The following is a 25,833-nucleotide window of genomic DNA, read 5'->3' as shown; positions in this document are numbered from 1 at the left end:
TAACTTCACTCTATTTCACAGGATTTCATCATGAAACCTCTTAACATCGGGCTCATTGGTTATGGCTTCATGGGCCGGACTCACAGCAACGGCTACAAACGCGTCAACGATTTCTTTCCGGAACTGCAGCACCGCCCGGTCCTGAAAGCTGTCTGCGGTCGCAGTGAGGACAAGGTCAAAGCGTTTGCAGATCAGTGGCAGTACGAATCCACTGAAACAGACTGGCGTGCCCTGATTGCCCGACCCGACATTGATGCGATTGACATCTGCACTCCGAACAACTCGCACGCCGAAATCGCAATCGCGGCCGCCGAAGCCGGAAAGATGATCCTTTGCGAGAAACCTCTCGCACTGAATCCGGCAGAGGGTCAGAAGATGGTCGACGCTGTGGAGAAGGCGGGGGTCGCAAACACCGTTTGGTACAACTATCGCCGCGTTCCTGCCGTCACACTGGCAAAGCAACTGATCGATGAAGGACGGCTCGGACGCATCTTCCACTACCGAGCAAATTTTCTGCAGGACTGGACAATCAACGCCGACCTCCCACAGGGTGGAGCCGCGCTTTGGCGACTGGACGTCGAAGCTGCTGGTTCCGGTGTCACGGGCGACCTGCTGGCCCACTGCATCGATACGGCGATCTGGCTGAACGGATCAATCAGGAACGTGACGGCCATGACAGAAACGTTCGTCAAAGAACGTATGCACAACCTGACCGGCAAGGTTGAAAAAGTTGGAATCGACGATGCCTGTGCTTTCCTGTGTCGATTCGAGAATGGCTCACTTGGACTTTTCGAATCCACTCGATACGCACGCGGGCACAAAGCTCTCTATACTTTCGAAATCAACGGTGAAAAAGCGTCAATCAAATGGGATCTGCACGATCTTCATCGTCTGGAATACTTCGACTACAGCGATGATTCTTTGATCCGCGGCTGGCACGATGTGCATTGCACAGATGGCGATATGCCCTACATGGATAAATGGTGGGTGCCCGGACTGCAGATCGGATACGAACACACATTCGTGCATCAGGTTGCCGACTTCATCAGGAGCATCGAAAGCGGCACCGCCTGCAACCCGACATTCCGGGATGCTCTCGAAACGCAGAAGATTTGCGAAGCCGTACTGGATAGCGCAAAATCGTTGCAGTGGACAGAAATTGGGTAGTCGTTAAGGTTTACCACGACTATACTCACATTCATCGAGTCATCCTGATCGGCGGTTGAAAGCGCAACTTTCAGCCGCCTTTCTGCTTGAATTACCAATGGTTCCTGTCACGGCAGGAATTGAGTGATGTTCATGGGATGATTCACCCGAAACACAATTGAATCAGCACTTTCAGCTGAATCAGCACTCAAGGCAATCCGTTGCCAGTCTCCGAAACAACGATTTTGCGAGACAGTGCAAAGTGAAGTTAAAACCTCGAAGCGACTCGGACAATGGTTGAGTCGTTTCTTTTTTTGTTACTGCCGGATGCAACGCATCCACAAGTCCCAGGATGTCTGTCATGGAACGTCAGCCCATTTCCCGAGAAGGTTACGACAAGATCCGCGCAGAAATCGAAGCGCTGGAAGCGACAAAGCCTGACGTGCTGGAACGCATCAAGACCGCTCGCGAAGAAGGTGATTTGAAAGAAAATGCGGAATACCACGCCGCCCGCGAAGCCCTCGCGCATCTGGAACGACAAATTGGAACCAAACGCCTGCAGCTCTCAAAATGTGAAATCGTGAAGAAGTCTGATGGCCCCAGTGACACCGTTGCGTTCGGAACGCGGGTCACGATCAAGGATCTCAGCGACGACATGGAAGAAGCCTACGAGCTTGTTGGACCGGGAGAAGAAGACTACTCCGGCGAAGTCATGAAGATCCTGACGTCCAGCCCAATCGCTCAGGCGATGCTTGGAAAGAAAGTGGGCGACCAGGTGGAAGTTGAGATCCCGGCTGGTAAGCTGAACCTGGAAATACTTGCAATCGAATAAACCCACTCCCTGGCATTACCGCAAATCCTGGCTCACCTGAGCGCACAAAAAAGCCCGACTTCTGGTTGAAGCCGGGCTTTCTTCGTGTCATCGTTCCTGATGGTCCTGCCCTGTTCGGGGCTGATCCTGCTGGAGCAGCTCGGGTTTGCCGCGTCCGAGTGAACTGGCCAATTCCAGGAACCAACTATTTGCTCATCGCCTGCTTCATCGCATCACCCATTCCTCCGGGACTGTCTGAGACGATAATCCCTGCAGCTCGCATGGCCGCCATCTTTTCGGCAGCTGTACCGCCACCACCGCTGATAATGGCGCCAGCATGCCCCATTCGCTTTCCTGGCGGGGCAGTCTGTCCGGCGATGAACCCGGCGACTGGTTTTGTAACGTGTGATTTGATGTATTCGGCTGCTTCCTGCTCTGCACTACCACCGATTTCACCAATCATCAGGATGCCTTCTGTGCCAGGATCATTCTGGAACATTTCCAGCAGATCGATGTAGTTGGTTCCGTTGATGGGATCGCCACCAATGCCAACAGCAGTGCTCTGGCCCAGACCCACGCGACCAAGTTGCCAGGCGGCTTCGTAGGTAAGCGTTCCGCTCTTGCTGATGATGCCAATGGTCCCGGGCGTGTGAATGTAGCCCGGCATGATACCAATCTTTGCGATACCGGGAGTGATCACACCCGGGCAGTTGGGACCGATCAGTCGGGATTTCGATTTCTCGAGTCCGCGTCTGACACGAATCATATCCATCACCGGGATGCCTTCGGTAATTGCAATGATGAGATCAATGCCGGCATCAGCCGCTTCAAGAATTGCATCACCACAAAACGGAGGAGGAACGAACACCATCGAAGTATTGGCCCCGGTTTTCTCCCGAGCTTCCCGGACGGAATCGAAGACGTGGAAACCATCAACGGTTGTTCCACCTTTCCCCGGGGTCACACCACCGACGAAAACATCGACGCCGGGCTGACATTCCGCTGCGTATTCGCGGCATTTCTGGGCATGGAACAAACCAGTCTTGCCAGTAATTCCCTGAGTTATGACGCGAGTCTCTTTGGTTACAAGAATGCTCATGATTTTGAATTCACTGAAGAACGACGAATGAGATGTAAGAAAACCGGGTACGCAAGCCGACGTGAAATATGTCCAGCGGAAGCACACGTACCTAGGCACTCAATGACGCAACAACCTTCTGAGCTGCATCTGTGAGGTCTGCTGCTGCGATAATATCGCGGCCGCTTTCTTCGAGCATTTTGCGAGCCTTGTCCACGTTGGTACCTTCAAGCCGAACAACCAGCGGCACATTGAAACCAACCTTTTCGTAGGCTTCGAGCAGAGCTTCGACGATGACGTCGCAGCGCATAATGCCACCGAAAATATTGACCAGTACGGCCTTTACGTTGGAATCCGACAGGATGATACGAAAGGCTTCCGTAACCTGATCCACATTCGCACCGCCTCCAACGTCGAGGAAGTTCGCCGGCTCGCCCCCATGGAGTTTGATCAGGTCCATGGTACTCATCGCCAGCCCTGCCCCGTTCACCAGACAACCAATGTTGCCTTCCAGTTTCACGTAGCTCAGACCAGTGTCCGCTGCACGCACTTCAGACGGATCCTCTTCGGACAAGTCCCGCAGTTCAACGATGCCTTTGTGACGGAAGAGAGCGTTGTCGTCGAAAGAGACCTTTGCATCCAGAGCCAGAAGCTGACTGTCTTCAGTCAGAACAAGGGGATTGATTTCCGTCATACTGCAGTCGTAATCAACAAAGAAACGGCAGATTCGGGGAAGGAACTTCTCGGCGCTGCGAACGGCTGTTGCATCGAACCCCAGTGCGTAGGCCATCTTACGAGCCTGATAGGGAAACAAACCTTCGGCAGAATCAAATGGCTCACTGACAATCTTCTCAGGGGTGTTGTGGGCCACTTCTTCAATATCCATGCCTCCTTCGGACGACATGATCAAGACTGGTCCGCCAGCTTCACGGTCAACGACGATGCCCAGATAGAGTTCGCGAGCGATCTTCAGCCCCTGCTCGACAAACAACGTGTTCACCTGCTTGCCTTCGGGCCCCGTTTGTATCGTGACGAGCGTGCTGCCAAGCATCCGTTCGGCATTTTCTTTTGCTTCTGCGGCAGATCGGACAAGAACCACCCCAGCCTGATCGGGATGCTCTTTAAACCGACCTTTTCCACGACCGCCGGCATGAATCTGAGATTTGACGACAGCCAGCGTTCCGCCAAGCTGCTCGAATGCAGCAGCCGCTTCATCCGGAGACTTCGCAACGATCCCCTGAGGTACCGGAACGCCTGCTGCCTTGAAAAGTTGCTTTGCCTGATATTCGTGGATTTTCATCGATGATGCCGCGATGTTCTCTGAACGCAAACAGATCGAATTCGCACGCGGGGATGCTGGCTGTGTTTGCGGCAGCCTGCCTCCACCCGAACAGTCTCCGGACTATAGCGACCTGCCCCGGACCGTACGAGGTACCTGGAAACAGGAACTCTCGTTTTCCAACAAAACCCGCGATCGGGGACCATCTTCTCTTTCTCAATCACAGTCTTCGGTCGCGCGTTCATTGTACTGCGGGGCACGGGCTGAAATACTCCGCAGACACGCAGTGTATGGCTGCCGAAGGGATGAACGATCACCAGACCCAACAACACCTTTCTCGCCCTGCAACCCGGTCAGACGACATTCAGCCAGGTGGCGGATTTCCATCAAAATCCTGTTCTACGATTTCAGACTACGGAACCAGATTGCCATGCTTTGGGAAGTTGAAATTCTGCCTGCCGGAAACAACATCGACCACGAAGGAAACCGAGTTCTGGCCAGCGCTCAAAGCCAGGGAATCCGGGGACTGAGCACTGTCCGAACTGCTCGCTCGTTCCTGATTCAGGGTGACCTGAATCACGCAGCCGTGACTTTGGCCGCCCAGCAGGTACTGTGCGATACCGTAGTGGAAGAGTTCCGCATTCACGAGCTGCCGATGAGCGGAAGCACCACTCCGGATACACAGGTGCATATGAATGTCCTGCTTCACCCCGGAGTCACCGACAGCGTCGCAGAAAATGCCGCCCGCGCACTCAAACGTCAGGACTTCAGCGTCACCAGCGTGGCGACGTGTCGAAAGTACTGGATCACAGGGGAACTGAGTCCGGCCGCCGTCGCACAACTTTCGAAAAAGGTCCTTGCAAACGATGCGATCGAATATGTTGTCAGCGGCCCATTGCAGATCAGAGACCTCACCCTGGGAAGTGATTATCAATTCCAACTGACAACCATCGCCATTCGAAGCATGAATGACGACGAATTGATGGTCCTGAGCAAGAAGGGACAGCTTTATCTGAGCCTTACCGAAATGCAGACAGTGCGCGATCACTTTCAGTCGATTGATCGTGACCCCACAGATATTGAACTCGAAACGATCGCTCAAACATGGAGCGAACATTGCTCGCATAAGACGCTTGGCGGCCGCATCCACTACACCGAAACCTGCAACGGCGAAGTCGTGCGAGATACACACTTCAACAACATGTTGAAGGAAACCATCTTTAACGCCACGGTACAGATCCGTGATCATCTCGGTGCCGAAGACTGGTGCGTAAGCGTTTTCAAAGATAACGCGGGCATCGTAAAGTTCGATGAAAAGCAAAACGTCTGTATTAAAGTGGAAACCCACAATCATCCGTCCGCCATCGAACCATACGGCGGGGCGAACACCGGATTGGGCGGCGTCATTCGCGATCCACTGGGCACGGGCCTGGGCGCTCGCCCCGTTTGCAGTACGGATGTTTTCTGTTTCGCCCGACCGGATTATCCGGCGGATCAGCTGCCTCCCGGAGTTCTGCATCCGCTTGCTGTGATGCAGGGCGTTGTGGCTGGTGTTCGCGACTATGGCAACCGCATGGGAATTCCGACAGTCAACGGCGCTGTTTGCTTTGACGACCGTTACCTGGGAAATCCCCTGGTTTACTGTGGTAACGTCGCCATGATTCCCGTCGACAAGTGTGACAAGAAAGTCAATCCGGGTGACCTGATCGTGGCAGTCGGCGGACGCACTGGTCGAGACGGAATCCACGGCGCAACGTTTTCTTCCGTCGAATTGACTGAAGAAAGCGAACACATTTCAGGGGGTGCCGTTCAAATCGGGAATCCGGTGACCGAAAAAATGGTGATGGACGTCATCCTGGAGGCACGAGATCGGGGCCTGTATACCGCTATAACTGACTGCGGGGCGGGTGGGTTCAGTAGTGCCGTTGGCGAAATGGGGGAAGAAACCGGAGCCGAAGTATGGCTGGATAAAGCCCCGCTCAAGTATTCGGGATTGTCGTACACCGAAGTCTGGATCAGCGAAGCTCAGGAACGTATGGTGCTGTCCGTGCCTCCATCGAACTGGCAGGAATTCCATGACCTGTGTGCTTCTGAAGGCGTTGAAGCCGTGGCGATTGGCAGGTTCACTGACACCAAACAACTGGTTCTGAAATACGGTGAAAATGAAGTTGGCAACCTGAGTCTGCACTTCATGCACGAAGGTCGGCCCCCGGTCGTGCGTGAAGCGATCTACGATATTACTGCACCCGATTCAACGTCGTCGTCGTCCACAGCAGTACAGCAAACGATCGATCACACCGAGACGCTTAAGAAAATCCTCGGCTCACTAAACGTCGCCAGTAAAGAATGGATCATCCGACAATATGATCACGAAGTGCAGGCTGGCAGCGTAGTCAAGCCGCTTGTCGGAATTAACAACGACGGGCCATCTGACGCTGCGGTCGTTCGTCCGGACCTGACATCAAAGCGCGGCCTCGTGGTTTCCTGCGGCATCAATCCCCATTTGGGTGATCAGGATCCTTACTGGATGGCCGCTTCTGCCATCGATGAAGCCGTTCGAAACTGCGTCGCTGTGGGAGCCGATCCGGACCGCATCGCCATCCTGGACAACTTCTGCTGGGGAAACACCGAACGCGCAGAAACACTCGGAACCCTCGTTCGAGCCGCCGTTGGATGTCAGGACATTGCAATTGCATATGGAACGCCATTCGTCAGCGGCAAAGACAGCCTGAACAATGAATTTAGTTACGAAGACTCCACCGGCACTCGCCGGACAGTCGCTATCCCTTCCACACTCTTGATCACAGCCCTCGGTCAGGTTGACGACGTCGAAACCTGCGTCACGATGGACCTGAAAGGCCCCGGCAATCTACTCTACCTGATTGGCGAAACTAAAGACGAAATGGGCGGCAGCCATTACAACCTCGTCAACGGCCTCACCGGCGGCAACGTGCCAACCGTTGACAAAGAGATGGCCCCCAGAATCTTCCGAGCCCTGCATCAGGCCATCAAACAAGGCCTGATCCTCAGTTGCCACGACCTCAGCGAAGGAGAGGTGGTTTGGTAGCAGTGGCTGCGGCGCGGAAATGGCATTTGCAGGCGGGAGTTGGCGTGGAACTCAGCGTTGCTAACTTGCCGCTCACGGCTCTGTTCTCGGAATCGAATACGCGGTTTCTCTATCGAAGCTAGAAGAGAAGCGTTTGCCGATCAATTGGAATCCGTCTTCGCTCAGTTATCGCTGACCCGCATAGGTATCACTACCGCGACTGACTCAGTGGCAGCAACAGTGGATGGAGCAACTCTCATCACGGCACAGTTGGCAGAATTGAAATGTGATTGGCAAACACCCCTGAATAACTAACGTTTAGCAAACGAGCACGCATGAAAAGAAAGAATCCACCGCACTGATTGTCACCATCATTATCTCGTTTGTTCTGACTTTGTGTTTGGATTTGCAGTCCGATACTTTACGGTCATTTTGTTTGGACTTTATCCATGCAGTCCGAATTGTCGCAGTGTTGACTTCATCAGGCGTATGAGTCCACACGGATTTCGCCTCGAAGGCATGGTTGTTGGTCTCTTTGGGGTTCGTGCTGTTTAGCTGGTACGCGAGTGTTCGACTTGGCGAATCAATCTCGAAAATGAACGCCGCCTGTGCAATGGGGCAGACGGGTATTCTTCGCTGCTTGTGAAAAGAGTCCTCATCCGGCCTGTGTTCTTGACAGCACGACTTCTCCTTTTAGGGCGTCCTTGTCAACTCTTTTTCGCATATGCAATACGCGTCGACTTGCGTGTCGTTTTGGAGACTTTTGCCTGGCGATTCAAACCTGCGTCCGAATGTGAAGACAGCAAGAAGCCACATATTGCGATGTGTGAAGACTGGGAGCTGGGCACTCTATTTCTAAAGCTTCGAGAACAACATGGCTCGGATGAGATTGCGGCGAAATTCACACGGGAGAAGTTTCTGAACCAACTTTGCGGACCAACGAAAGACACGCGGTTTTTTATGGGAACATTCTTTCCATACAACACATGGCTGGTTCTGGGAGTATTTTGGCCGCCAAAGGACCCAACGAGAACCTTGTTCTAGAAATATTCATCAGTCTTCCCACAATCCATCGGAAGGACGGCCTTGAATGCCTGCACAGCCACTATGTCACCCGCTGATCGTGTTGATTTCGGTTTTTGTTTCCACATTGACCTGCGCCCATTGTGAAGAACACGTCGAGTTCCTGATCGGTGATCGTATGGAATCCGAGGGTGGTCACTGGCAGTCCGCTGACAGTCCGGTGAATCGGCCGTTCGGAGTTGATTTTGATACTTCCGGGAACATGTATCTGGTGGAACTCGAAGGCGGACGCGTCTTCAGAATGGATACGAAAAGACAACTGACACAAATCTCCGGAGATGGAAGTAAAAGGTACACAGGGGACGGGGGCGTTGCTGGCGATGCAACCTACAACGGGATGCATAACTGCGCGGTGACACCGGCTGGTGACTTGTTCATCTCCGACAGCTGGAACCACTGCATTCGTCGAATTGACCTGAAGACAGGACTGGTTTCGACAATTGCAGGAACTGGAAAGAAGGGGTTCGGGGGCGATCAGGGTCCTGCCACTGATGCAACGTTTGACTACCTGATGTGCATTTCGCTCAGCCATGATGACTCGCTGATTCACATCACCGACCTGTCGAATCGTCGCATTCGCGAAATGAACCTGAAGACCGGCATGGTTCGAACTGTCGCAGGTAACGGACAAAAGGGCGTGCCAACGGATGGCGCGATGGCCGTCAGCAGCCCCTTCGTTGATCCGCGAGCAGCGGTTGCCGATTCCCAGGGGCGACTTTATGTCCTGGAACGCGGCGGACACGCACTGCGAGTCGTCGAAACCGATGGAACGATTCGCACGGTGGCTGGCACCGGCAAGAAGGGGTTCGCCGACGGACCAGCGCTGTCAGCACAACTGAATGCCCCCAAGCATATTTGCGTCGATCCACAGGACAATGTTTACATCGCAGATGACGAAAACGCCGCCATCCGTAAGTACGATCCAGTCACCCGGACGCTGTCAACGCTTCTGGGTCGCGGATTTGGTGACAAGCAAATCCAATTGTCACACCCACACGGTGTCTGCGTTCAGGGCGACTGGCTGTATGTCTGTGACTCCAGTAACAACCGCGTGCTCCGGATCCAACTGGCAACCCGGTAAACCCACAAGCCACAGGCTAATACGGATAACCGGACGCTGCGGAGCCAGCACCAACAGCGTGCGTTTCAGGCGACAGCGTGCGTTTCAGGCGACACTATCTGCGAGCTTGGCGGGACCAAAGACAGCTCGCCCCACCGGATAGGCCGCGAATGCTGCAATCATACCAGGCATGAGTTTAAAGATATCGCCGTCGTAACCCGCCATGTTCCAGACGATGACGGTGATAACTCCGGCAAACATCATCAGGGTAAACGTGCCGGAAGCGATCGGTACGCGAAACAAGCGCAGCAACAGCGCTGGACCAAGTCCTGCGCCCAGGGCGGACCAGGCAATCAGAACAAGTGAAAAGACCCCCTGCCCCGCAAAGAGAGCAACCGTGAGTGCAAGAAGTGTCACCGCGACGGTTGATAGTTTGGATGCGTAGTACGAATTCTTCCAGCGGGGATTCAGATCCTGCGTCACCGCGCCGGAACAAACAAGAATCTGAGAATCCGCGGTCGACATTGTCGCAGAGAACAGTCCGGCCAGCGTCAGACCGATGAGAACAGGGGGCAGTGTTCGACGCGCCATTTCCGGCATCGCCAGTTCCGTCGCCTGAGACTCTGTCATCCCGGCGGTGAGTGGAATCTCTGTCAGGTCCGGCATCAGCGCTCGTGCGTACAGGCCGACAGCAATACTGGCGACAAAGAACGGAATGAACCACAGAAAATAGATGGCTCGAGCTCGACCAATATCCCCGACTGAACGCAACGCCATAAAACGCACCAGGATATGCGGCTGCCCAATGGCACCGAAGCCTCCAAACACCATGCCCAGCACGTAGAGCGGAAAACCAAATCGCAGCCCCTGCGGAAAGAAATCCACCAGCGATGCATCCTGCGCTTTGAGATTTGCCCAGACATCCGAAGGAGCCCCGACCTGAAAGCTGGCCGCAATCAGCAATGTTGCCATGGCAATGATCATCACGAAGGACTGAGCCGCGTCTGTCCAGATGGAAGCACGAATGCCCCCGGAAAAACAATAGAGCAGCACAATCACTGCCCCGATCACCGCGCCGGTCTGAGGAGCCCAGCCGAACAAGGCCTGCAGTGCAGTGCTGCCAGCCTTCAATTGAGCAGCAGCGTAAACGGCCAGCAGCAGAAACGTCATGACGGCAGACAGGATCACAATCCATCGGTGTGACCCCTGAGAGTGATGGCCCAGAAGTCCGGAAACAGTAGCGGTCCCGGAGGATTCCGACTGAACACGAACCTGCGGATGCACGAGCAGCCAGGCAAGAAAGTCACCGATGACCCAGCCGATCATCATCCAGACAGATTCAATACCGACGCGGTACGTGTAGGCAATCAAACCAATGAACATGAATCCGCTGTTATTGGTCGCCACCGCCGACAAAGCCGCCAGCCAGGGAGGGATACTGCGTCCTGCAATCAGGTAGTCCTCCGTTGTTGACTTGTGTCGTCGCACCGATGCAATGCCAATCGCGACAAACATCAACAGGAACACCAGAAAGCTCACAACAACCATTATTCCCACTCAACCGAAAAAACTTTCGGACCCGCAAACCAAGTAAGACCAAGGCTTTAACCGTTGTGACCAAAGTGATCTCACAGAAACAGACGGATCGCGGTTGACGCCACGACCTCATTCCTTAGCATTGTTGAGGATCATGTTGAGCGTTTCAAACTCCGCTTCCAACCAATCATCAATTCCAGGCGGATGAATGAAACTCATGGTGTCTGATCATTCTTTTGAACCACATGTGCGTCGTCCCTGCGTGGATGACGCAAGCGAGATGTGGCGCGTTGTCGCAGAATCGGGAGTGCTTGACTGCAATTCCCCCTACCTCTATCTGCTCTTGTGCCGTCACTTTCGCGAGACCTGCCTTGTGGCAGAACATGGCAACCAGATCGTGGGATTTGTCTCCGGCTATCGATTGCCTGAAGCAGGCAACACGCTGTTCGTCTGGCAGATTGGTGTGAGTCCGTCAGCTCAGCGCAGGGGTGTGGCCAGCCGATTGCTGCACCATTTGGTGCAGCAGTGCAGACAATCATGCCTCGAATTCGTGGAAGCAACAGTTTCGCCGTCGAACACGGCTTCTCGGCGGTTGTTTCATTCATTAGCCCGAACACTGAACGTTCCGTTGACAGAAACTACAGGATTTGAGCAGAAGCATTTCCCGGTTCCTTCAGATGCGAATGCCACACCGCATGAAGCAGAACCTTTGCTGCGGCTTGGTCCCTTGACTTAAGTGGGTCTGCGGTCAGTTGACGACCGGTGCCCAAAGAAAGATCTCGAGAGAGAATGGAAGAATTTGAACGGCTGGAAAGTAACGTCCGGGGCTACTGTCGAAGTTTTCCGACAGTCTTCCAAACGGCTTCGGGCGCGACCCTCACGGACGAACAGGGCAAGTCCTATATCGATTTCTTTGCTGGTGCTGGTGCACTGAATTACGGGCATAACCCGCCGGCGATTCGCGACCGGCTGATTGAATATCTGCGCGGTGACGGCGTCATCCACGCGCTGGACATGTCAACGACGGCTAAGCGGCAGTTTCTGACGACGCTGGACGAAGTCATTCTGGCTCCTCGCCGGATGGACTACAAAGTCATGTTTCCGGGGCCGACAGGTACCAACGCGGTTGAAGCCGCGCTGAAGCTGGCTCGCAAGGTCACGAATCGCCACAACATCATTTCCTTTACTAACGGCTTTCATGGTATGACGCTGGGATCGCTGGCCCTGACAGGAAATGCATCCAAGCGAGCAGGTGCAGGTGTGCCGCTCAACAACGTCGTCCATATGCCTTATTGCGACTATCTGGGTCTCGACGCCAGTACAACGAATGCACTCGAGCGGTATCTGGAAGACACAAGCAGCGGCGTCGATATCCCGGCCGCATTTATCCTGGAAACGGTTCAGGCTGAAGGCGGCGTGAATATTGCCAGCACCCAGTGGCTGGCAGAGATTCAGCGGCTGGCCAAGCACTACGGAATACTTCTTATCATTGACGACATTCAGGTTGGTTGCGGACGCACGGGACGTTTCTTCAGCTTCGAAGGAATGGGGCTCGATCCCGACATCATTTGCCTTTCCAAGTCACTTTCCGGATTCGGGCTGCCCCTGGCAATCACTTTGTTGAAGCCGGAGCATGATGTTTTCTCTCCGGGAGAACACAATGGCACGTTCCGCGGACATAACGCAGCATTTGTAACTGCGACTGCCGCACTGGATCTCTACTGGAAAGATCATGTTCTGTCTTCGGACGTCAATCGAAAAGCGAAACTCATCCGTGAAGTTCTCCTGAACATCGCGGACGAATTCGATGGCAGCAGCGTGCGTGGTCGAGGCATGATTCAGGGCATCGAGTTCGAATGTGCCGACACGGCAACAGAAATTTCCAGGGCTGCGTTTCAGGCTGGCCTGATCATCGAAACCGCTGGTCCAAGAGATGAAGTGCTGAAGGTCCTTCCACCTCTGACCATTCCGGATCAGCAACTGCTCGAGGGGTTGCAGATTGTTACCGAGTGCAGTCAGCAGATTCAGACAAATTCCGTCGGTTGATTTCTCGTCCGTGCCGCGATCGCCGCAAAAGCATGGCGTTTCATGCGGTGGTTGACGCTCGGAATACCGACGTTGCTCGAAAAAGTAAGAGACGCGCACTGTGCGCGGACCGCTTCCGATGAAACTCTAAATTCCCGGAGAGACGCAAGCAAATGATTGTCCGCTGCCTTGATCAGCTGTCCGAAACGGATCGAGAAACCAAAGCCGAAACGTGGAGCAGTCGGCGCTTTCTGCTGAAATCCGACGGCATGGGGTTTTCGCTGCACGACACCATCATCCACGCGGGAACGCGCACGGAGATGCATTATCGAAACCATCTGGAGGCCGTGTATTGCATCGAAGGGGCAGGCACCCTGACAGATCTCACCAACAATTCTGTGCACCAGATTCAGGCTGGCACAATGTACGCACTAAACGGTCACGAAAAACATATTCTGGTTGCACACGAACGTATGCGGATGGTCTGTGTGTTCAACCCGCCACTGGTTGGACCGGAAACTCACGACGCAGACGGCGTCTATCCCCTGCTGACGGATGTCTCTGGCAAAACACACCAGCCCACCAATGCGTAGGCCGAACGGCAGCAAATTCTGCAGGGGAAGATTTCCATCGACGACGATGGGTGCGGTGAATTTCCCTTTGTTCGACGCTTAGCATTCTCCCGAAAACATCTGAACTCGAACTCCCGGAATCTTACGGACGATGACAACACAATCTCTCGCCACTGATCCATACCATTCGCGCACTTCTGAAACATGGTCGGCTGCTGACCGAGTTGACCCCGTGGTATGGTCTGAGAACGATGGACCACTGACGCAGCAGGAAGTGGAGTCCTATGAACGGGACGGCTTTCTGTTCTGTCAGGACCTGATTCATCAGGACGAAGTGCAGTCATTGCTGGATGAAGCCACCGGACTTGCTGACAACTGGCCCAGCCAACAGCCAGGCCTGGTGCGAGAGCCGGACTCCCGCATTGTTCGATCGATTTTTCAGCTGCATAGACACAGCGATCTCTTTCAACGCATGTTTGCAGACGAACGCTTACTAGCCCGAGTGACTCAGCTGCTGGGCTCAGACGTTTACATTCACCAGTCCCGGATCAATTACAAGCCGGCGTTGAATGGAAAGGAATTCTTCTGGCATTCGGATTTTGAAACGTGGCACGTCGAAGATGGCATGCCTCGAATGCGTGCCATCAGTGTGTCAGTCTTTCTGACAGAAAGCCATGAATTCAATGGGCCGCTGATGCTGATTCCCGGTTCACATCAGACCTACATCCGATGTGCCGGTGAGACCCCTGAAAATCATTACGAACATTCACTGCGTCGGCAGGAATACGGCGTACCAACAGAGGATGCGTTGAAACTTCTGACAGAAAACGCATCGATTGTCGCCCCGAAAGGTCCCGCTGGGTCAGTAGTCTTCTTCGAGTGCAACACGATGCACGCATCCTGCGGAAACCTGAGCCCGCAGCCTCGCATTAACCTGTTCGCTGTTTACAACAGCGTTCACAACACTCTGGAAGCTCCCTTTTGCGACCAGCCACCGCGCCCGGATTTTCTGGCAGACCGGAATTTTCATTCACTGCGATTGAAATGAATTGTCGCATGGAGAATGAAGGGCAACTCACAGAAACTGCCCACGGCGTGTCTGAAGACCAGACAGTTTCAAACTTGTCACTCTTCGTGCGTTATCATTCCTGATGCCATGCATTCCACTGTTCATCAATCCATCCGGCATCTGCGGGCCCATCAATAATCAGGTATCGATACCGGCTTTCATACGGGTGAGCCTTTTCGATACTGAATTCACCATCCACGCATGGTGAGAAAGCAAAATAGGGTTTCGTCGGGTGCAGTCGGGCAGCCTGAGGCGCTCGATAGTTGTGTGAATGAGAGAGAACAGCGATCGTCACCGGTTGACGACTGAGTTTGCCGGTCATTGAAACCCAACGGGTATGTTCGTGGTTGCCTTTGATTCGATCTGAGCCTGAATCATTCAGGAAGGTCGATCCGAGGAATTCGGGCGAAACATCCTTGTCGTGTATTTTCCTGACATCCGAATCTGACTGCGTCAGCCATTCGACGGGGCCTCGCACCGCATGGCCTCCATAGTGATACTCATGAAGCTGCAACGGCAGGTCAGTTTGATTGACCTGCGTCGACTGAAGATCAAACGCGTGCCACACACCGCTGGTCGGCAGCACGGTCACTTTCCAGCGTTCGCGAAGGATGTCAACGACGGGATCGGTCTCAGTTCGATGAATCAGGTCCACTTCAAATCCGACATTCTGCCCATCCGCTGAAGTGCTGATGACTCGCTGATGAAGTACTCGGCCTGTCCCGCCGGCCAGGTTCCAGAAATCAATCTTTCGGTTGTTCCAGGCCGTCCGGACCCATGCCGAAAAAATTCCGTGCTGGTGAGCATGATCGAAAGGAAACGCAGCAGTCACAATTCCTCCGTCCGGGGACATGACCGGGTGAAGAAAACCACTGCGATGGTAAACAGGATTGATCCCTTCAGGTACCGGAGGCGACACCTTGTTGTAGACAAGAACTACGCGATCTCGATTGCGGATCGTGATTGTGTCTGCGGTTTCTTCAAGGCTCAGAGAGCCGTTCGAGATATTCCCTTCATAAGGTTGTGGCACAGCTGAGGCTGCAAGCTTTTCGGCATCGAAGCACGCTTCAAGTGATGGCACCTTTTTCAGTAATTCAGTCACAACGAGTGGCGCAACTGCACGGCTGCCGTCGAGATTCAGATGCGTGTGATCGGCACCGTCTTCCGTCATCGGTTCAAACGCACGGAATGCAGTGGGCCCCAGAAGCTCACACTGTCGAATGCTGGACGTGTGCAAATCAATCACAGGAATCTGCTTTTCCCCGGCCACAATCAGAGTTGCCTGCGCGTATTCTTCCAGTGACGGAACGATTTTCTGACCGTCCCACTTCCGTCGGGTCAGGGATGTGAGCAACACAGGCTGGATTCCAGCTGTCCTCGCCTCGTCGACATATTGTCGCAGATGGTCCCGAAATTCTGTTTCTGGTTTCGATTCACGTTCCGGCCCTTTGCCAGGCTGGTCGTTGTGGCCAAATTGAATCAGCAGGTAATCAGGCTTCAGGTCCAGACATTTCTTCCACCAGCCTTCCGTCCGATAACTTCGAGAACTGCGTCCCCCCCTGGCCATGTTGATACACCTGGCACCTTCGTTCAGCAATTCCGCGAAACCAGCGCCCCACCCTGCCTTGTCTGTCACCGTCGAATCACCGGCAAGAACAAACAACGGCTTACTGTCCTGCCCACCGGAATCGAGGGGCGACTGAGCCATTAAAGTTGTGGCAGGCACGGAAACACAAAGCAGAACTGCGACAAAAAGAAGTCGACCCTGGTGTGTTGTCATATCAGGTTATCCGAGAAGTTATCCGCGAACTTGAAGTCAGGAGTCATGGAAACGCGGGCGGTAAAGCCAGTCTGCCGCCGTTCAATTGGAGTCACTGCGTCAGCCATTTTGTGACAGATTCTCACAGATTTGCTTCATGACGGGAACTGGCAGGCGGAGGACAGCCGATTTCTACCCGGAACAGACTCCGACCCGAAGCGAATCTGGCGAGCAGGAGTCCTTCGAATGCGGAACCTAAGTCTTTCTGACGGCAAATCGATCGGTTCGGCTTCTGTCAACGCGCTGCGCTGATGTAAATTCCGCCTTACTGCTTTGTCCAGCCATGAAACCGGGGACCAGGATTAGCTATTGAACGCCACGCAACGGCCTAAAACCCGTCAGCGTGTTCCGGCTGGTCACATAAGCCCCGGTTCCTGACGTTGACGAGGCATTGCGTTACCTTTCGGTCAGCCATAACACTGTTCTGTGATCAGCGATCAAACGTCATGAAAACCGACGAACTACGTGAAAAATACCTTTCTTTTTTTGAATCCAAAGGATGTGTTCGCCGCCCATCGGATGTGCTTGTCCCGAAGGATGACCCGACTGTTTTGTTTACGCCTGCCGGCATGAACCAGTTCAAGAACGAATTCCTGGGGATTGGCAAGCTGGAATTTACCAAGGCGACGACCTGTCAGAAATGCCTGCGAACCGGCGACATCAGCAACGTGGGTGTCACCGCTTATCACCACACATTCTTTGAAATGCTGGGGAACTTTTCCTTTGGCGATTATTTCAAACGCGAAGCAATTCACTGGGCGTGGGAGTTTCTGACCGACAAGAAGTGGCTCGGATTGCCTGGTGATCGCCTGACTGTCAGCGTCTACAAGGGCGCCCATGGATTTGACGAAGAAGCTTACAACATCTGGAAAGATGAAATCGGACTTGATCCCAGGGCCATTGCCTGCCTGGAAGAAGACGAAAACTTCTGGCCGGCAAGTGCACCCAGTGAGGGTCCCGATGGCGTCTGTGGGCCATGCAGCGAGATCTTCTTCCATCCGGAAGGAACAGACAAAGATGTCGAGATCTGGAATCTGGTTTTCACTCAGTTCAATCGCGTGGGATCCCCACCCAATAATCTTCGGCCCCTGCCCGCTCGCAACATCGATACCGGAATGGGTCTGGAGCGCATTGCGGCAGTCATTCAGGGCAAGCTCAGCAACTTTGAAAACGACGTCCTGAAGCCGCTTTGCCTGGCAGCGGCCGACATCGTAGGAGTGAAGTACGACTTCAACGCACCGGAAGGACGACCTCTGCGCCGTATCGCCGACCACGCTCGCGCAGTGACATTCAGTATTCACGAAGGAGTAATGCCGGACAAAGAAAAGGAGAACTACGTCGTCCGGCAACTCCTGCGCAGAGCTTTGCTGGAAGGCTATCTACTGGGCAAGCGAGAACCGTTTGTTTACCAGATGGTGCAGCCGGTTGTCGAAGTCATGAAGAACGCCTACCCGGACATTGCAGAATCCGTTGACAGTGTTCAAAACAGTATTCGCGAAGAAGAAGAACAGTTCCTGGGGACAATTGAACGCAATCTGGACCAGTTCGAGAAAAGTGCTGTTGCGGCGAAGACATCTGAAAAGAAACAAATCTCCGGACGCATCGCCTTCAACCTGCATTCGGAAGATGGATTTCTGATTGAACTGACAGAAGCCCTCGCCGCCAACCACGGCCTGACCGTTGATCGAGCCGAATTTGAACGGCTGATGGACGAACATGGTGTCATCAGCAAAGGCAATCGCGAAAGTTCTGTGATGGTCGCCGGACCACTGGATCTGATTCGAAAGAATGCAGGAGACACAACGTTTCTCGGCTATGACGTTCTTTCATCAGAATCGAAGATCGTTGGGTTGATTGTTGACGGCGCCGCAGTTGAAAAAGTTGATGCGGGATTCACACGACCCGTTGGAATTATCCTGGATCGGACACCGTTTTATGGCGAAGCTGGCGGCCAGGTCGGCGACACAGGCTCGCTGACAGCCAATGGCGTTCATGTTGACATCACTAATTCGCTGCGACACCAGCAAACCCTGTTTGTCCTTGAAGGTCGTTTGAAACTGGGCAGCCTTTCCGTCGGTATGAATGTGACAGCAACCGTTGATGCCGATCGCCGATCCGGCATTCGGCGAGCACATTCGGCGACGCATATTCTGCATCATGCCCTGCATCAAACCATCGGCCCTCAGGCAACGCAGCGCGGTTCAAAAGTGGAAGCGGATGCGCTTCGATTTGACTTTGCTCACAAGCAGGCCCTGACCCCGGATGAGATTCGGCAGGTCGAAGACATTATCAATACTCGCATTGCATCCGGTGCAGTTGTTGATACCCAGCTGATGGATCTGGAATCAGCTCGCAAGAAGGGAGCGATGGCCCTGTTCGGTGAAAAATACCCGGACAAAGTTCGCGTTGTTTCAATGGGCGACTTCAGTGTTGAATTGTGCGGTGGAACCCATCTTTCCAACACCGGTCAGGTCGGCCTGTGCCGGATTACTTCCGAAGAACCAGTAGCTAAAGGAGTCCGACGGATTACGGCACTGACAGGACCAAGAGCTTTGCAGAAAAGCCGGGAAACCGATGAGTTAGTGGCAAAGCTGCAGATCATGCTGAAGGCAAATCAGCCCCAGGATCTGCCGGGGCGGGTCGAAACGCTGCAGTCCGAAATCCGCAACCTGAATAAAGAATTGTCTCGGCTGACCAGCGCATCTGTTGCTGATGCTGTTGGGGATCTGGTAAAGGACGCCCCCACTGTGGGAGGTGTACGGATTGTCGCAAAATCTTTGCCTGGAATTGCCCGTGAATCCCTTCGTGAATTCACAGATCAACTACGCGATCAGTACGGCCCGATTGCCATCATACTTGGAACCGTGATCGATGAAAAAGTAGCCCTGATCACTGCGGTGAGCAAAGAACTGATCAAAGGTAAAAACCTGAACGCGTCCGAATGCATCAAAGCAGCAGCGAAGGTTGCCGGAGGCGGGGGCGGAGGACGCCCCGATCTGGCCGAGGCTGGAGCGAGGTTTGTTGACAAACTGGACGACGCAATCAACGCTGGTGCCGAATACTACACAGGTGTGTTGAATTCGTGATTCAGCACTGATGCCGATCGGGAACACAGCCCGCTCTGTGCGCACCTGATGTAACGAATAAACGTGCTGCCGGAATTCCGGCAGCACGTTTTTTATTGGTAGCGATAACCCGCTAAACGATTCACTCGGTGACAGGCTATTCTTGACTCACGGATCTCATTTCTCGGTCCGACTTTTGAAAATCACTCCCATCAGTTGAACTCCCGTACCTTTCACCAGCAGTTGCACCGGGCGATGAAATTCATTCATCACCCGATCAAACCTGCAAACGGAACTCACATGAACAACGCCAGCCCCGGCGTGACATGGTCTTCCAGAGTCAAGAACACACTTTCTGAAGTCAAACGCAGCTTTCAGGCTGAAGGGGCAGCGCCATGAAGGAAGAAATCGAACGATTACTCTACGAAGCGCAACGGACAAAATTCACGGAACGAAGAACCGAATCCAGACATCCTTTTGTCCGTCCGGTCACAATCTACGTGGGGACAGAACCGGGAATGACCGCCTTTGCCAAGGACATTTCGATCCTGGGCATCGGCATTGTCAGCCCGATGGAATTTTCAACCGGGTCTCAGGCTGTTCTTCGAATTCACAGCGTCAACGGCACCCCGGTCTTCCTGAGAAGCGAAGCCCGCTGGAGCGATGCCTTCGGCAAAGGCTGGTTCAATGTCGGCTGGAAGTTCATCTCTGCTGCGTCCCCCCCCGCTCAAGCGCACCGTTAGGCTCGACACTCGCCAGTCCTGACTGCTCGTTGTGGTAGTGAACGTAGCAGAGCTTCCCATTGCAGTGTCGACACCGCCGAAGCGATGCCGGGCAGGAACTGACAATTCCGGCCGGAACGCTCTCAGACTGAATCTCATCCGCTACGCTTTCGGTTGATCACACGAGCCGTGCAGAATTACTTCGATGCCGATGAGACCATCTGCTCAAAGACTTCCCGCTGCTCGATTAGGGCTTTGACTTTGTCTGAAGGATTCGTACGTGCTTCCAGCAGAATCCAGCCAGCGTAGTTCATTTTGACAAACAGATTCATCAGATCCTGATACGGGTAGTCTCCTTCGTTCAGTTCGCGGACGTGCACCGTACTTCCAAATCGACCTTTGACCAGATCAAAATTGTGTGCCAGGCCAGAGCCCTTCAAATCTTCACCGTTGGAATTCCAGCAGACCTTAGCATTGGGATGTGTTGCCACATCAAAGATCGCCTTCATGACCGGCAGTTCCTGAGTTCCGCTGCCGTGCACTTCTACCCGAATCTCCTGACCGAACTGTTGCCCATATTCAGCGACTTCATTCAGCGCTTTGCCGATCTGCTCAATCGTTTTCTCCCGCGGGACATCTTTGGCAAACCCATTTGGCTTCACTTTGACACCCGTTGCGCCGCAGTCGTGCATTAATTCGATGTACTTTTTTGTGAGCTCAATATTTGCCTTCAGTCTGGCCGGATCACTTGAGTGGTATTCGGCATTGGATCCATACCCAACGAGTTCGACAGGGCTATCCGCAAATCGCTTCCGAACGTCTTCACGCTGCGCAGCATTCAGGGAGGGTTCGACGCCATGTTTGTGTTCCGTCCGCAACTCGACCCCCAGAATGCCCGCCTTTTCACAGACATCAAGCAGAGTTGGCAAATCCATATCCTTGCCCCACAGATAGGTCACGAGGCCGAAACGCATGTCTGATACTGGCCTGAGTGATGCACCACGAGCAAAGGCAGGCATTTGCTGTGTTGCACCTGTTGCCATACCTCCAGCCAGTAAAGCACCACGCAGCAGTATAGATCGGCGGGTCAAAGTCATCAGATACACTCCTGAGAATTGTGATGGCAGCGACGAATCACTTGTTCGACTTCTGCAGTCCGGGATACTACTCGCAGCGCGAGCGGCACTTAACTTCGACGATAAAACGGCAACGGAACAACAGTCGCCGGGACCATGGTCCCGCGAAGGTCAACCTGCAATTCTGTTCCAGCAGTGGAAAGATTGCAGGGAACGTACGCCATCGCAATGGTCTGCTGCAAAGTTGGGGAAAACGTACCGGAAGCCACTTTCCCGACAACCTGGCCGTTCAAAGTGACAGGAGTTTCTTCGCGGGCAATCCGACGGCTCTCAAGTTGCAGACCAACGCGTTGCAGTTGCAGACCACGTTCTCTGATCGCCAGGATAGCGTCGCGGCCCACGAAGCTGGACTTTGTCAGTTTCACTGCAAATGCTAACCCTGCCGTCAGCGGATCGACGGACTCACTTAGTTCGTGCCCATACAATGGCATCGCTGCCTCCAGCCGAAGCGTATCGCGACAGCCAAGTCCTGCAGCCACCACGCCGGCATCGTTGCCGAGTTCCAGCAAACGACACCAGATCCGTTCTGTCTCTTCAGCCGGCAATGTGAGTTCGACGCCATCTTCGCCGGTGTAGCCGGTGCGTGATACGAGCCCGGTAATTCCTGCATAGGTCAGAACCTGGCCGGAGTAATACTTCATACAAGACACATCCTGACCGAGCAGCTGATTCGCAATGCGGATCGCCGCAGGTCCCTGGACAGCAATCATACCGGTTGCCAGTGTCTGATCATCGAAACCACAATGATCAAATCCACTTTGCCGGCGGAGCCACGCGACAATCTTTTCCCGGTTTGAAGCGTTCACAACCAGAATCCACTGATCCGGCAGGCGATAGACCAAAACGTCGTCCAGAATGCCTCCGTCTTCTCTGCAAACCAGAGAATATCGGATCTCGCCTGCCTTCATCTTTGCGGTGTCGTTTGTCAGCACACTGTTCAGAAAATCGCCGGCGTGATCTGATGTAAACGTCAGCCGCCCCATATGTGAGATATCAAAAAGACCAGCTCGAGTGCGCACGGCCGTGTGCTCGTCCACAATCGAACTGTACTGGACCGGCATCTGCCATCCCGCAAAATCAACCATGCGTCCATTGTTCGAATGATGCCAGGAATTAAGTGGAGTAAGATTCATGATCACATTTCAAATGAACGAATGAAAACTGAAAATCGCGGTCGGTTTGAAACCACCGCAGGAAGATCGAAGAGTGTGCTCCGAACAAACGCCGCTCCGCCTCAGAACGGAGTCTACCCACCTGATTCGTTGAAACAATGTCCAGCGACTGCTGCTCTGATATGCTCCGCAGACCGAGACACCGTGCGACGGAACGTTTTGCCCTTCTGCGCAACTGACAGTTGCCATCGCAAGCTGATAGAATCGGCCTTTCGGGAGTAAATCGCGCACGGGAACATTTACAGATGACCCTCAGCGGCGAACATACCTGCGATTAATTGCCCCCCGTCAGGAGACGTAGAATGAAACTTGGCTCCGGCACCGTCGTGATTCACAACGGACAAATCGTTGATGGCAATGGAAGTCCGCCAATTCCGTCCGGCACAGTAATCGTCACCGCTGGAAAGATTGCATACGTCGGTCCATCTGCGAATGCTCCGAGCTTTTCGGATACGGCAACGCAAATTGATGCCAACGGCGGAACCATCATGCCGGGTCTGGTTGAGGCGCATTTTCATCCGACATATTTCAATGTCGCTGCGCTGGAAGATCTGGATATCAAGTACCCTGTTGAATACGTCACGCTTCTGGCTGCCAATAATGCCCGACTTGCTCTCGAATGTGGTTACACGGCTGCACGCAGCGGCGGCAGTCTCTTCAATATTGACGTCTGGTTAAAAAAGGCAATCGAGAACGATCTGATCATTGGACCACGACTGGCAGCCAGCGGTCGCGAAATCTGCGGTGCAGCCGGACTCATGGACTGGAACCCTGACTACCGCAAGATTGGCATGGAAGGCCTTGTCCTGCTGATCAATGGCCCTGATGAAGCGCGTGCTGCCGTCCGCAAGCTGGTAAAAGATGGTGTTGAGTGGGTGAAGACATATCCCACCGGAGATGCGGCCTCCCCCGAGATTAATGACCATCATACACTCTGCATGACAGCCGAGGAGATGCAGGCTGTTGTTGCAACTGCCCATAATCATGGAATGAAAGTGACCGGACATTGCAGAGCGACTGAAGGAATTCGCAACGCGTTGATAGCTGGCTATGACGCGATCGAACACGGCACATTTATGGACGATGAAACCATGGAACTGCTGCTCAGGCGAAACGTCCCTGTTGTTCCCGCCCTTTACTTCGAATTCGCCAGCATTCAGCTGGGGCCACAATTTGGTATGCCGCAGTCTGTCATTGATGGTCATCAGGAAACTCTGGATGGCGGAGCCGAAAGCGCCCGACGTATCATCGCCGAAGGCGGCCGTCTGGGCATGGGCGGAGATTATGGCTTTGCCTGGAATCCACACGGCGACTATGCCCGTGAACTGGAATTCTTTGTCGATTTCGTGGGACTCAAACCGCTGGATGTGCTCAAGTGCGCGACTCGAACAGGAGCGGAAATTCTGGGGCGAGCCCACGAAATTGGTACCCTGGAGACTGAAAAAATCGCCGACATCCTGATTGTCGATGGAGATGTCGTTAACGATATCGCCATTCTGCAGGACCGCTCGAAATTGATCGCCGTCATGCAGGGTGGCATCATCAAAGCTGAACGAGGACGCAGTATTTCACCCTCCGCGATTTAAGAGGGGCTGGTATTTGACTGATCCCGCCTGGCCGATCCGACTGGCCACAAGGCAATACGATCGGAACTGGCGACTTTGAGGCTTCTCAGGCGGCTTTCAGCCCAGCCTGATCCGATTCATCCGATTCCGCAACTCGCAGCGCCGTTCTGTTCTCGTACAGATGCTGCCTCGTGCATGGCATGCCCGATAATCCTCGTGAGCCGTGTCTGGTTGATACGGTTTGATAAATGCGAGCTCCACCGTCTCCAAGAGCAAAAACGCATCCAGCCAGATACAACGTCCACATGCGATATTTTTCATAACCTATCAGTCGAATCGCTTCGTCGCGATTGGCTTCCAGACGCTGGCACCAGTGGCGACAGGTCAGTGAATAGTGATCACGCCATCCTTCAACATCATGTACATCAAAACCATTGCTTTCCAGGCACTGCGTCATGTGGCCGAGATGATCAAGTTCGCCGCCGGGAAAAATATACTTTGCCAGCAGTCGGCGTTCGGGTGACTGTTTTCGGAAGGCCTTGTCCGTCGCTTTGGCAGGACGAGTAATTCCGTGATTCAGAAACATTCCGCGATCGGGGAGCAGTGAACTGACCTTGGCCATGTATCCGGCCATGTTATCGATGCCAACATGCTCCACCATGCCGATACTTGAGATCTTATCGAACGGGCCTTCGACATAGGCATAGTCTTTCAGCTCAGCAGTAACCCGGCCTTCCAGACCCATCTCACGGATGCGTTGAAGCGTTAACGACAATTGTTCTTCGGACAGGGTAATTCCATGCGCGATAACACCATAGTTCTTTGCCGCATGGCAGATTAACGCCCCCCAGCCACAACCAATGTCCAGGTAACGCTCGCCCGGCTTCATTTGCAGCTTTCGACAAATCATGTCCAGCTTATTGACCTGAGCTTTCTCCAGCGATTCCTCCCAATGATGAAAGTAACCGCAACTGTAAACCATCTGCTCATCCAGAAACAATTTGTAGAAGTCGTTGCTGACATCGTAGTGAAACTGAATGAAGTCCTTGTTTTCCTGCTGTTCACGATTCACGCCGGTTTCATCGCCATCGTACGTATGCTCTACGTCGATGTTCTCGCCCTTCTCCAAGATGAATGCGGCTGCGAACCGGGCTATCAAAGCTAACGGAAGGCCGCGAGCCTTCCTGCGACTATTTCGCACGCGGGCCTTTTCAATGAATGTCATCAGGTCCGCACCTGCGTAGTCGATTAATCCGCGCGCAAACAGGCGAAGCAGCGTATCTGGTTTGGGACGACGCAGAAGCGTCCCAATGACTCCGGGTCCGGCGATAGACAGTTCCAGTCCCGGTTCGACCCGATCAGACAAGGGAATGACACTTCCATCCCAAAGCCGTACGGAAATCGGTGATTGAAGACGACCACGGAGAAACTCGAACAACGCCGTAGCCTGCTTTACCTGTCGTTTTTCTTTTGCATCCCTGCCAAACACTGCTGAGTCTCCGCGAGTCCTTGCGTTCGAACTTCAGGCCATCACAAACCCTGCAGAAGGCATCCTGATAGTCACGGAAATACCATGAATACGGGTACAAATTCAGTTTTTGCAACGCTGTTCAACTTCCGACTCTAGCACAAGACACGTGTTTCAGGCG

Annotated in this window: 18 protein-coding genes; 11 read left to right on the top strand and 7 right to left on the bottom strand. The window is 53.6% G+C overall.

Features of this window, described 5'->3' with window-relative positions:
- The first annotated feature begins 30 nt into the window (after nucleotides 1–30).
- A complete protein-coding gene (locus R3C20_23415; GenBank protein MEZ6043459.1) occupies nucleotides 31–1,167 on the top strand; it encodes a Gfo/Idh/MocA family oxidoreductase in 1,137 nt (378 codons plus the stop codon).
- A gap of 340 nt (nucleotides 1,168–1,507) precedes the next feature.
- Entirely contained in the window at nucleotides 1,508–1,978 is a 471-nt protein-coding gene (gene greA / locus R3C20_23410; protein ID MEZ6043458.1) for a transcription elongation factor GreA, read from the top strand.
- A gap of 184 nt (nucleotides 1,979–2,162) precedes the next feature.
- Here the strand turns inward: greA and sucD are convergent, their stop codons facing one another.
- Together sucD and sucC are read right to left on the bottom strand one after the other, a co-directional pair.
- Nucleotides 2,163–3,056 (bottom strand): succinate--CoA ligase subunit alpha, encoded by an 894-nt coding sequence (gene sucD, locus R3C20_23405; protein ID MEZ6043457.1) that lies wholly within the window; start codon nucleotides 3,054–3,056, stop codon nucleotides 2,163–2,165.
- A 91-nt stretch (nucleotides 3,057–3,147) separates the two neighbouring features.
- The gene (sucC, locus tag R3C20_23400; protein ID MEZ6043456.1) at nucleotides 3,148–4,335 is read right to left on the bottom strand and encodes an ADP-forming succinate--CoA ligase subunit beta; all 1,188 of its coding nucleotides are present in this window, start codon (nucleotides 4,333–4,335) and stop codon (nucleotides 3,148–3,150) included.
- 409 nt (nucleotides 4,336–4,744) lie between these two features.
- On the opposite strand from sucC, the gene purL reads away from it, so the two are divergent.
- Nucleotides 4,745–7,381: a phosphoribosylformylglycinamidine synthase subunit PurL gene (gene purL, locus R3C20_23395; GenBank protein ID MEZ6043455.1), complete on the top strand. Its 2,637-nt coding sequence runs from the start codon at nucleotides 4,745–4,747 to the stop codon at nucleotides 7,379–7,381.
- Between the two features lie 1,069 nt (nucleotides 7,382–8,450).
- Entirely contained in the window at nucleotides 8,451–9,524 is a 1,074-nt protein-coding gene (locus R3C20_23390; GenBank protein MEZ6043454.1) for a hypothetical protein, read from the top strand.
- An 84-nt stretch (nucleotides 9,525–9,608) separates the two neighbouring features.
- Here R3C20_23390 and R3C20_23385 read toward each other — a convergent pair whose 3' ends face one another.
- Complete coding sequence (locus R3C20_23385) at nucleotides 9,609–11,051, bottom strand: sodium/proline symporter (GenBank protein ID MEZ6043453.1); 1,443 nt, start codon at nucleotides 11,049–11,051, stop codon at nucleotides 9,609–9,611.
- A gap of 205 nt (nucleotides 11,052–11,256) precedes the next feature.
- On the opposite strand from R3C20_23385, the gene ectA reads away from it, so the two are divergent.
- The 4 genes from ectA (at nucleotide 11,257) to thpD (ending at nucleotide 14,684) form a co-directional block, all read left to right on the top strand.
- Nucleotides 11,257–11,775 carry a diaminobutyrate acetyltransferase gene (ectA, locus tag R3C20_23380; protein MEZ6043452.1) on the top strand — a complete coding sequence of 173 codons (519 nt, stop codon included), beginning with the start codon at nucleotides 11,257–11,259 and terminating at the stop codon, nucleotides 11,773–11,775.
- A 53-nt stretch (nucleotides 11,776–11,828) separates the two neighbouring features.
- Nucleotides 11,829–13,085, top strand: coding sequence for a diaminobutyrate--2-oxoglutarate transaminase (gene ectB / locus R3C20_23375; protein ID MEZ6043451.1), 1,257 nt, complete (start codon nucleotides 11,829–11,831; stop codon nucleotides 13,083–13,085).
- Between the two features lie 152 nt (nucleotides 13,086–13,237).
- Complete coding sequence (locus R3C20_23370; protein MEZ6043450.1) at nucleotides 13,238–13,657, top strand: ectoine synthase; 420 nt, start codon at nucleotides 13,238–13,240, stop codon at nucleotides 13,655–13,657.
- Nucleotides 13,658–13,787: 130 nt separating this feature from the next.
- Entirely contained in the window at nucleotides 13,788–14,684 is an 897-nt protein-coding gene (gene thpD / locus R3C20_23365; GenBank protein ID MEZ6043449.1) for an ectoine hydroxylase, read from the top strand.
- Between the two features lie 94 nt (nucleotides 14,685–14,778).
- Here thpD and R3C20_23360 read toward each other — a convergent pair whose 3' ends face one another.
- Entirely contained in the window at nucleotides 14,779–16,485 is a 1,707-nt protein-coding gene (locus tag R3C20_23360) for a DUF6807 family protein (GenBank protein ID MEZ6043448.1), read from the bottom strand.
- A gap of 485 nt (nucleotides 16,486–16,970) precedes the next feature.
- On the opposite strand from R3C20_23360, the gene alaS reads away from it, so the two are divergent.
- Together alaS and R3C20_23350 are read left to right on the top strand one after the other, a co-directional pair.
- On the top strand, nucleotides 16,971–19,610 hold the full coding sequence (gene alaS / locus R3C20_23355; protein ID MEZ6043447.1) for an alanine--tRNA ligase: 2,640 nt from the start codon (nucleotides 16,971–16,973) through the stop codon (nucleotides 19,608–19,610).
- Nucleotides 19,611–19,984: 374 nt separating this feature from the next.
- Nucleotides 19,985–20,332, top strand: coding sequence for a PilZ domain-containing protein (locus R3C20_23350; protein MEZ6043446.1), 348 nt, complete (start codon nucleotides 19,985–19,987; stop codon nucleotides 20,330–20,332).
- Between the two features lie 176 nt (nucleotides 20,333–20,508).
- Here the strand turns inward: R3C20_23350 and R3C20_23345 are convergent, their stop codons facing one another.
- Nucleotides 20,509–21,408, bottom strand: coding sequence for a sugar phosphate isomerase/epimerase family protein (locus R3C20_23345; GenBank protein MEZ6043445.1), 900 nt, complete (start codon nucleotides 21,406–21,408; stop codon nucleotides 20,509–20,511).
- An 89-nt stretch (nucleotides 21,409–21,497) separates the two neighbouring features.
- A complete protein-coding gene (gcvT, locus tag R3C20_23340; GenBank protein MEZ6043444.1) occupies nucleotides 21,498–22,580 on the bottom strand; it encodes a glycine cleavage system aminomethyltransferase GcvT in 1,083 nt (360 codons plus the stop codon).
- Nucleotides 22,581–22,921: 341 nt separating this feature from the next.
- Here gcvT and R3C20_23335 point away from each other — a divergent pair, with 341 nt between their 5' ends.
- Nucleotides 22,922–24,205 (top strand): amidohydrolase family protein, encoded by a 1,284-nt coding sequence (locus tag R3C20_23335; protein ID MEZ6043443.1) that lies wholly within the window; start codon nucleotides 22,922–22,924, stop codon nucleotides 24,203–24,205.
- An 85-nt stretch (nucleotides 24,206–24,290) separates the two neighbouring features.
- Here R3C20_23335 and R3C20_23330 read toward each other — a convergent pair whose 3' ends face one another.
- Nucleotides 24,291–25,673, bottom strand: coding sequence for a cyclopropane-fatty-acyl-phospholipid synthase family protein (locus R3C20_23330; protein ID MEZ6043442.1), 1,383 nt, complete (start codon nucleotides 25,671–25,673; stop codon nucleotides 24,291–24,293).
- Between the last annotated feature and the right edge of the window lie 160 nt (nucleotides 25,674–25,833).

Source organism: Planctomycetaceae bacterium (assembly GCA_041398825.1).
GTDB lineage: Bacteria > Planctomycetota > Planctomycetia > Planctomycetales > Planctomycetaceae > F1-80-MAGs062.
This window is presented reverse-complemented; position numbering and strand designations above follow the sequence as displayed.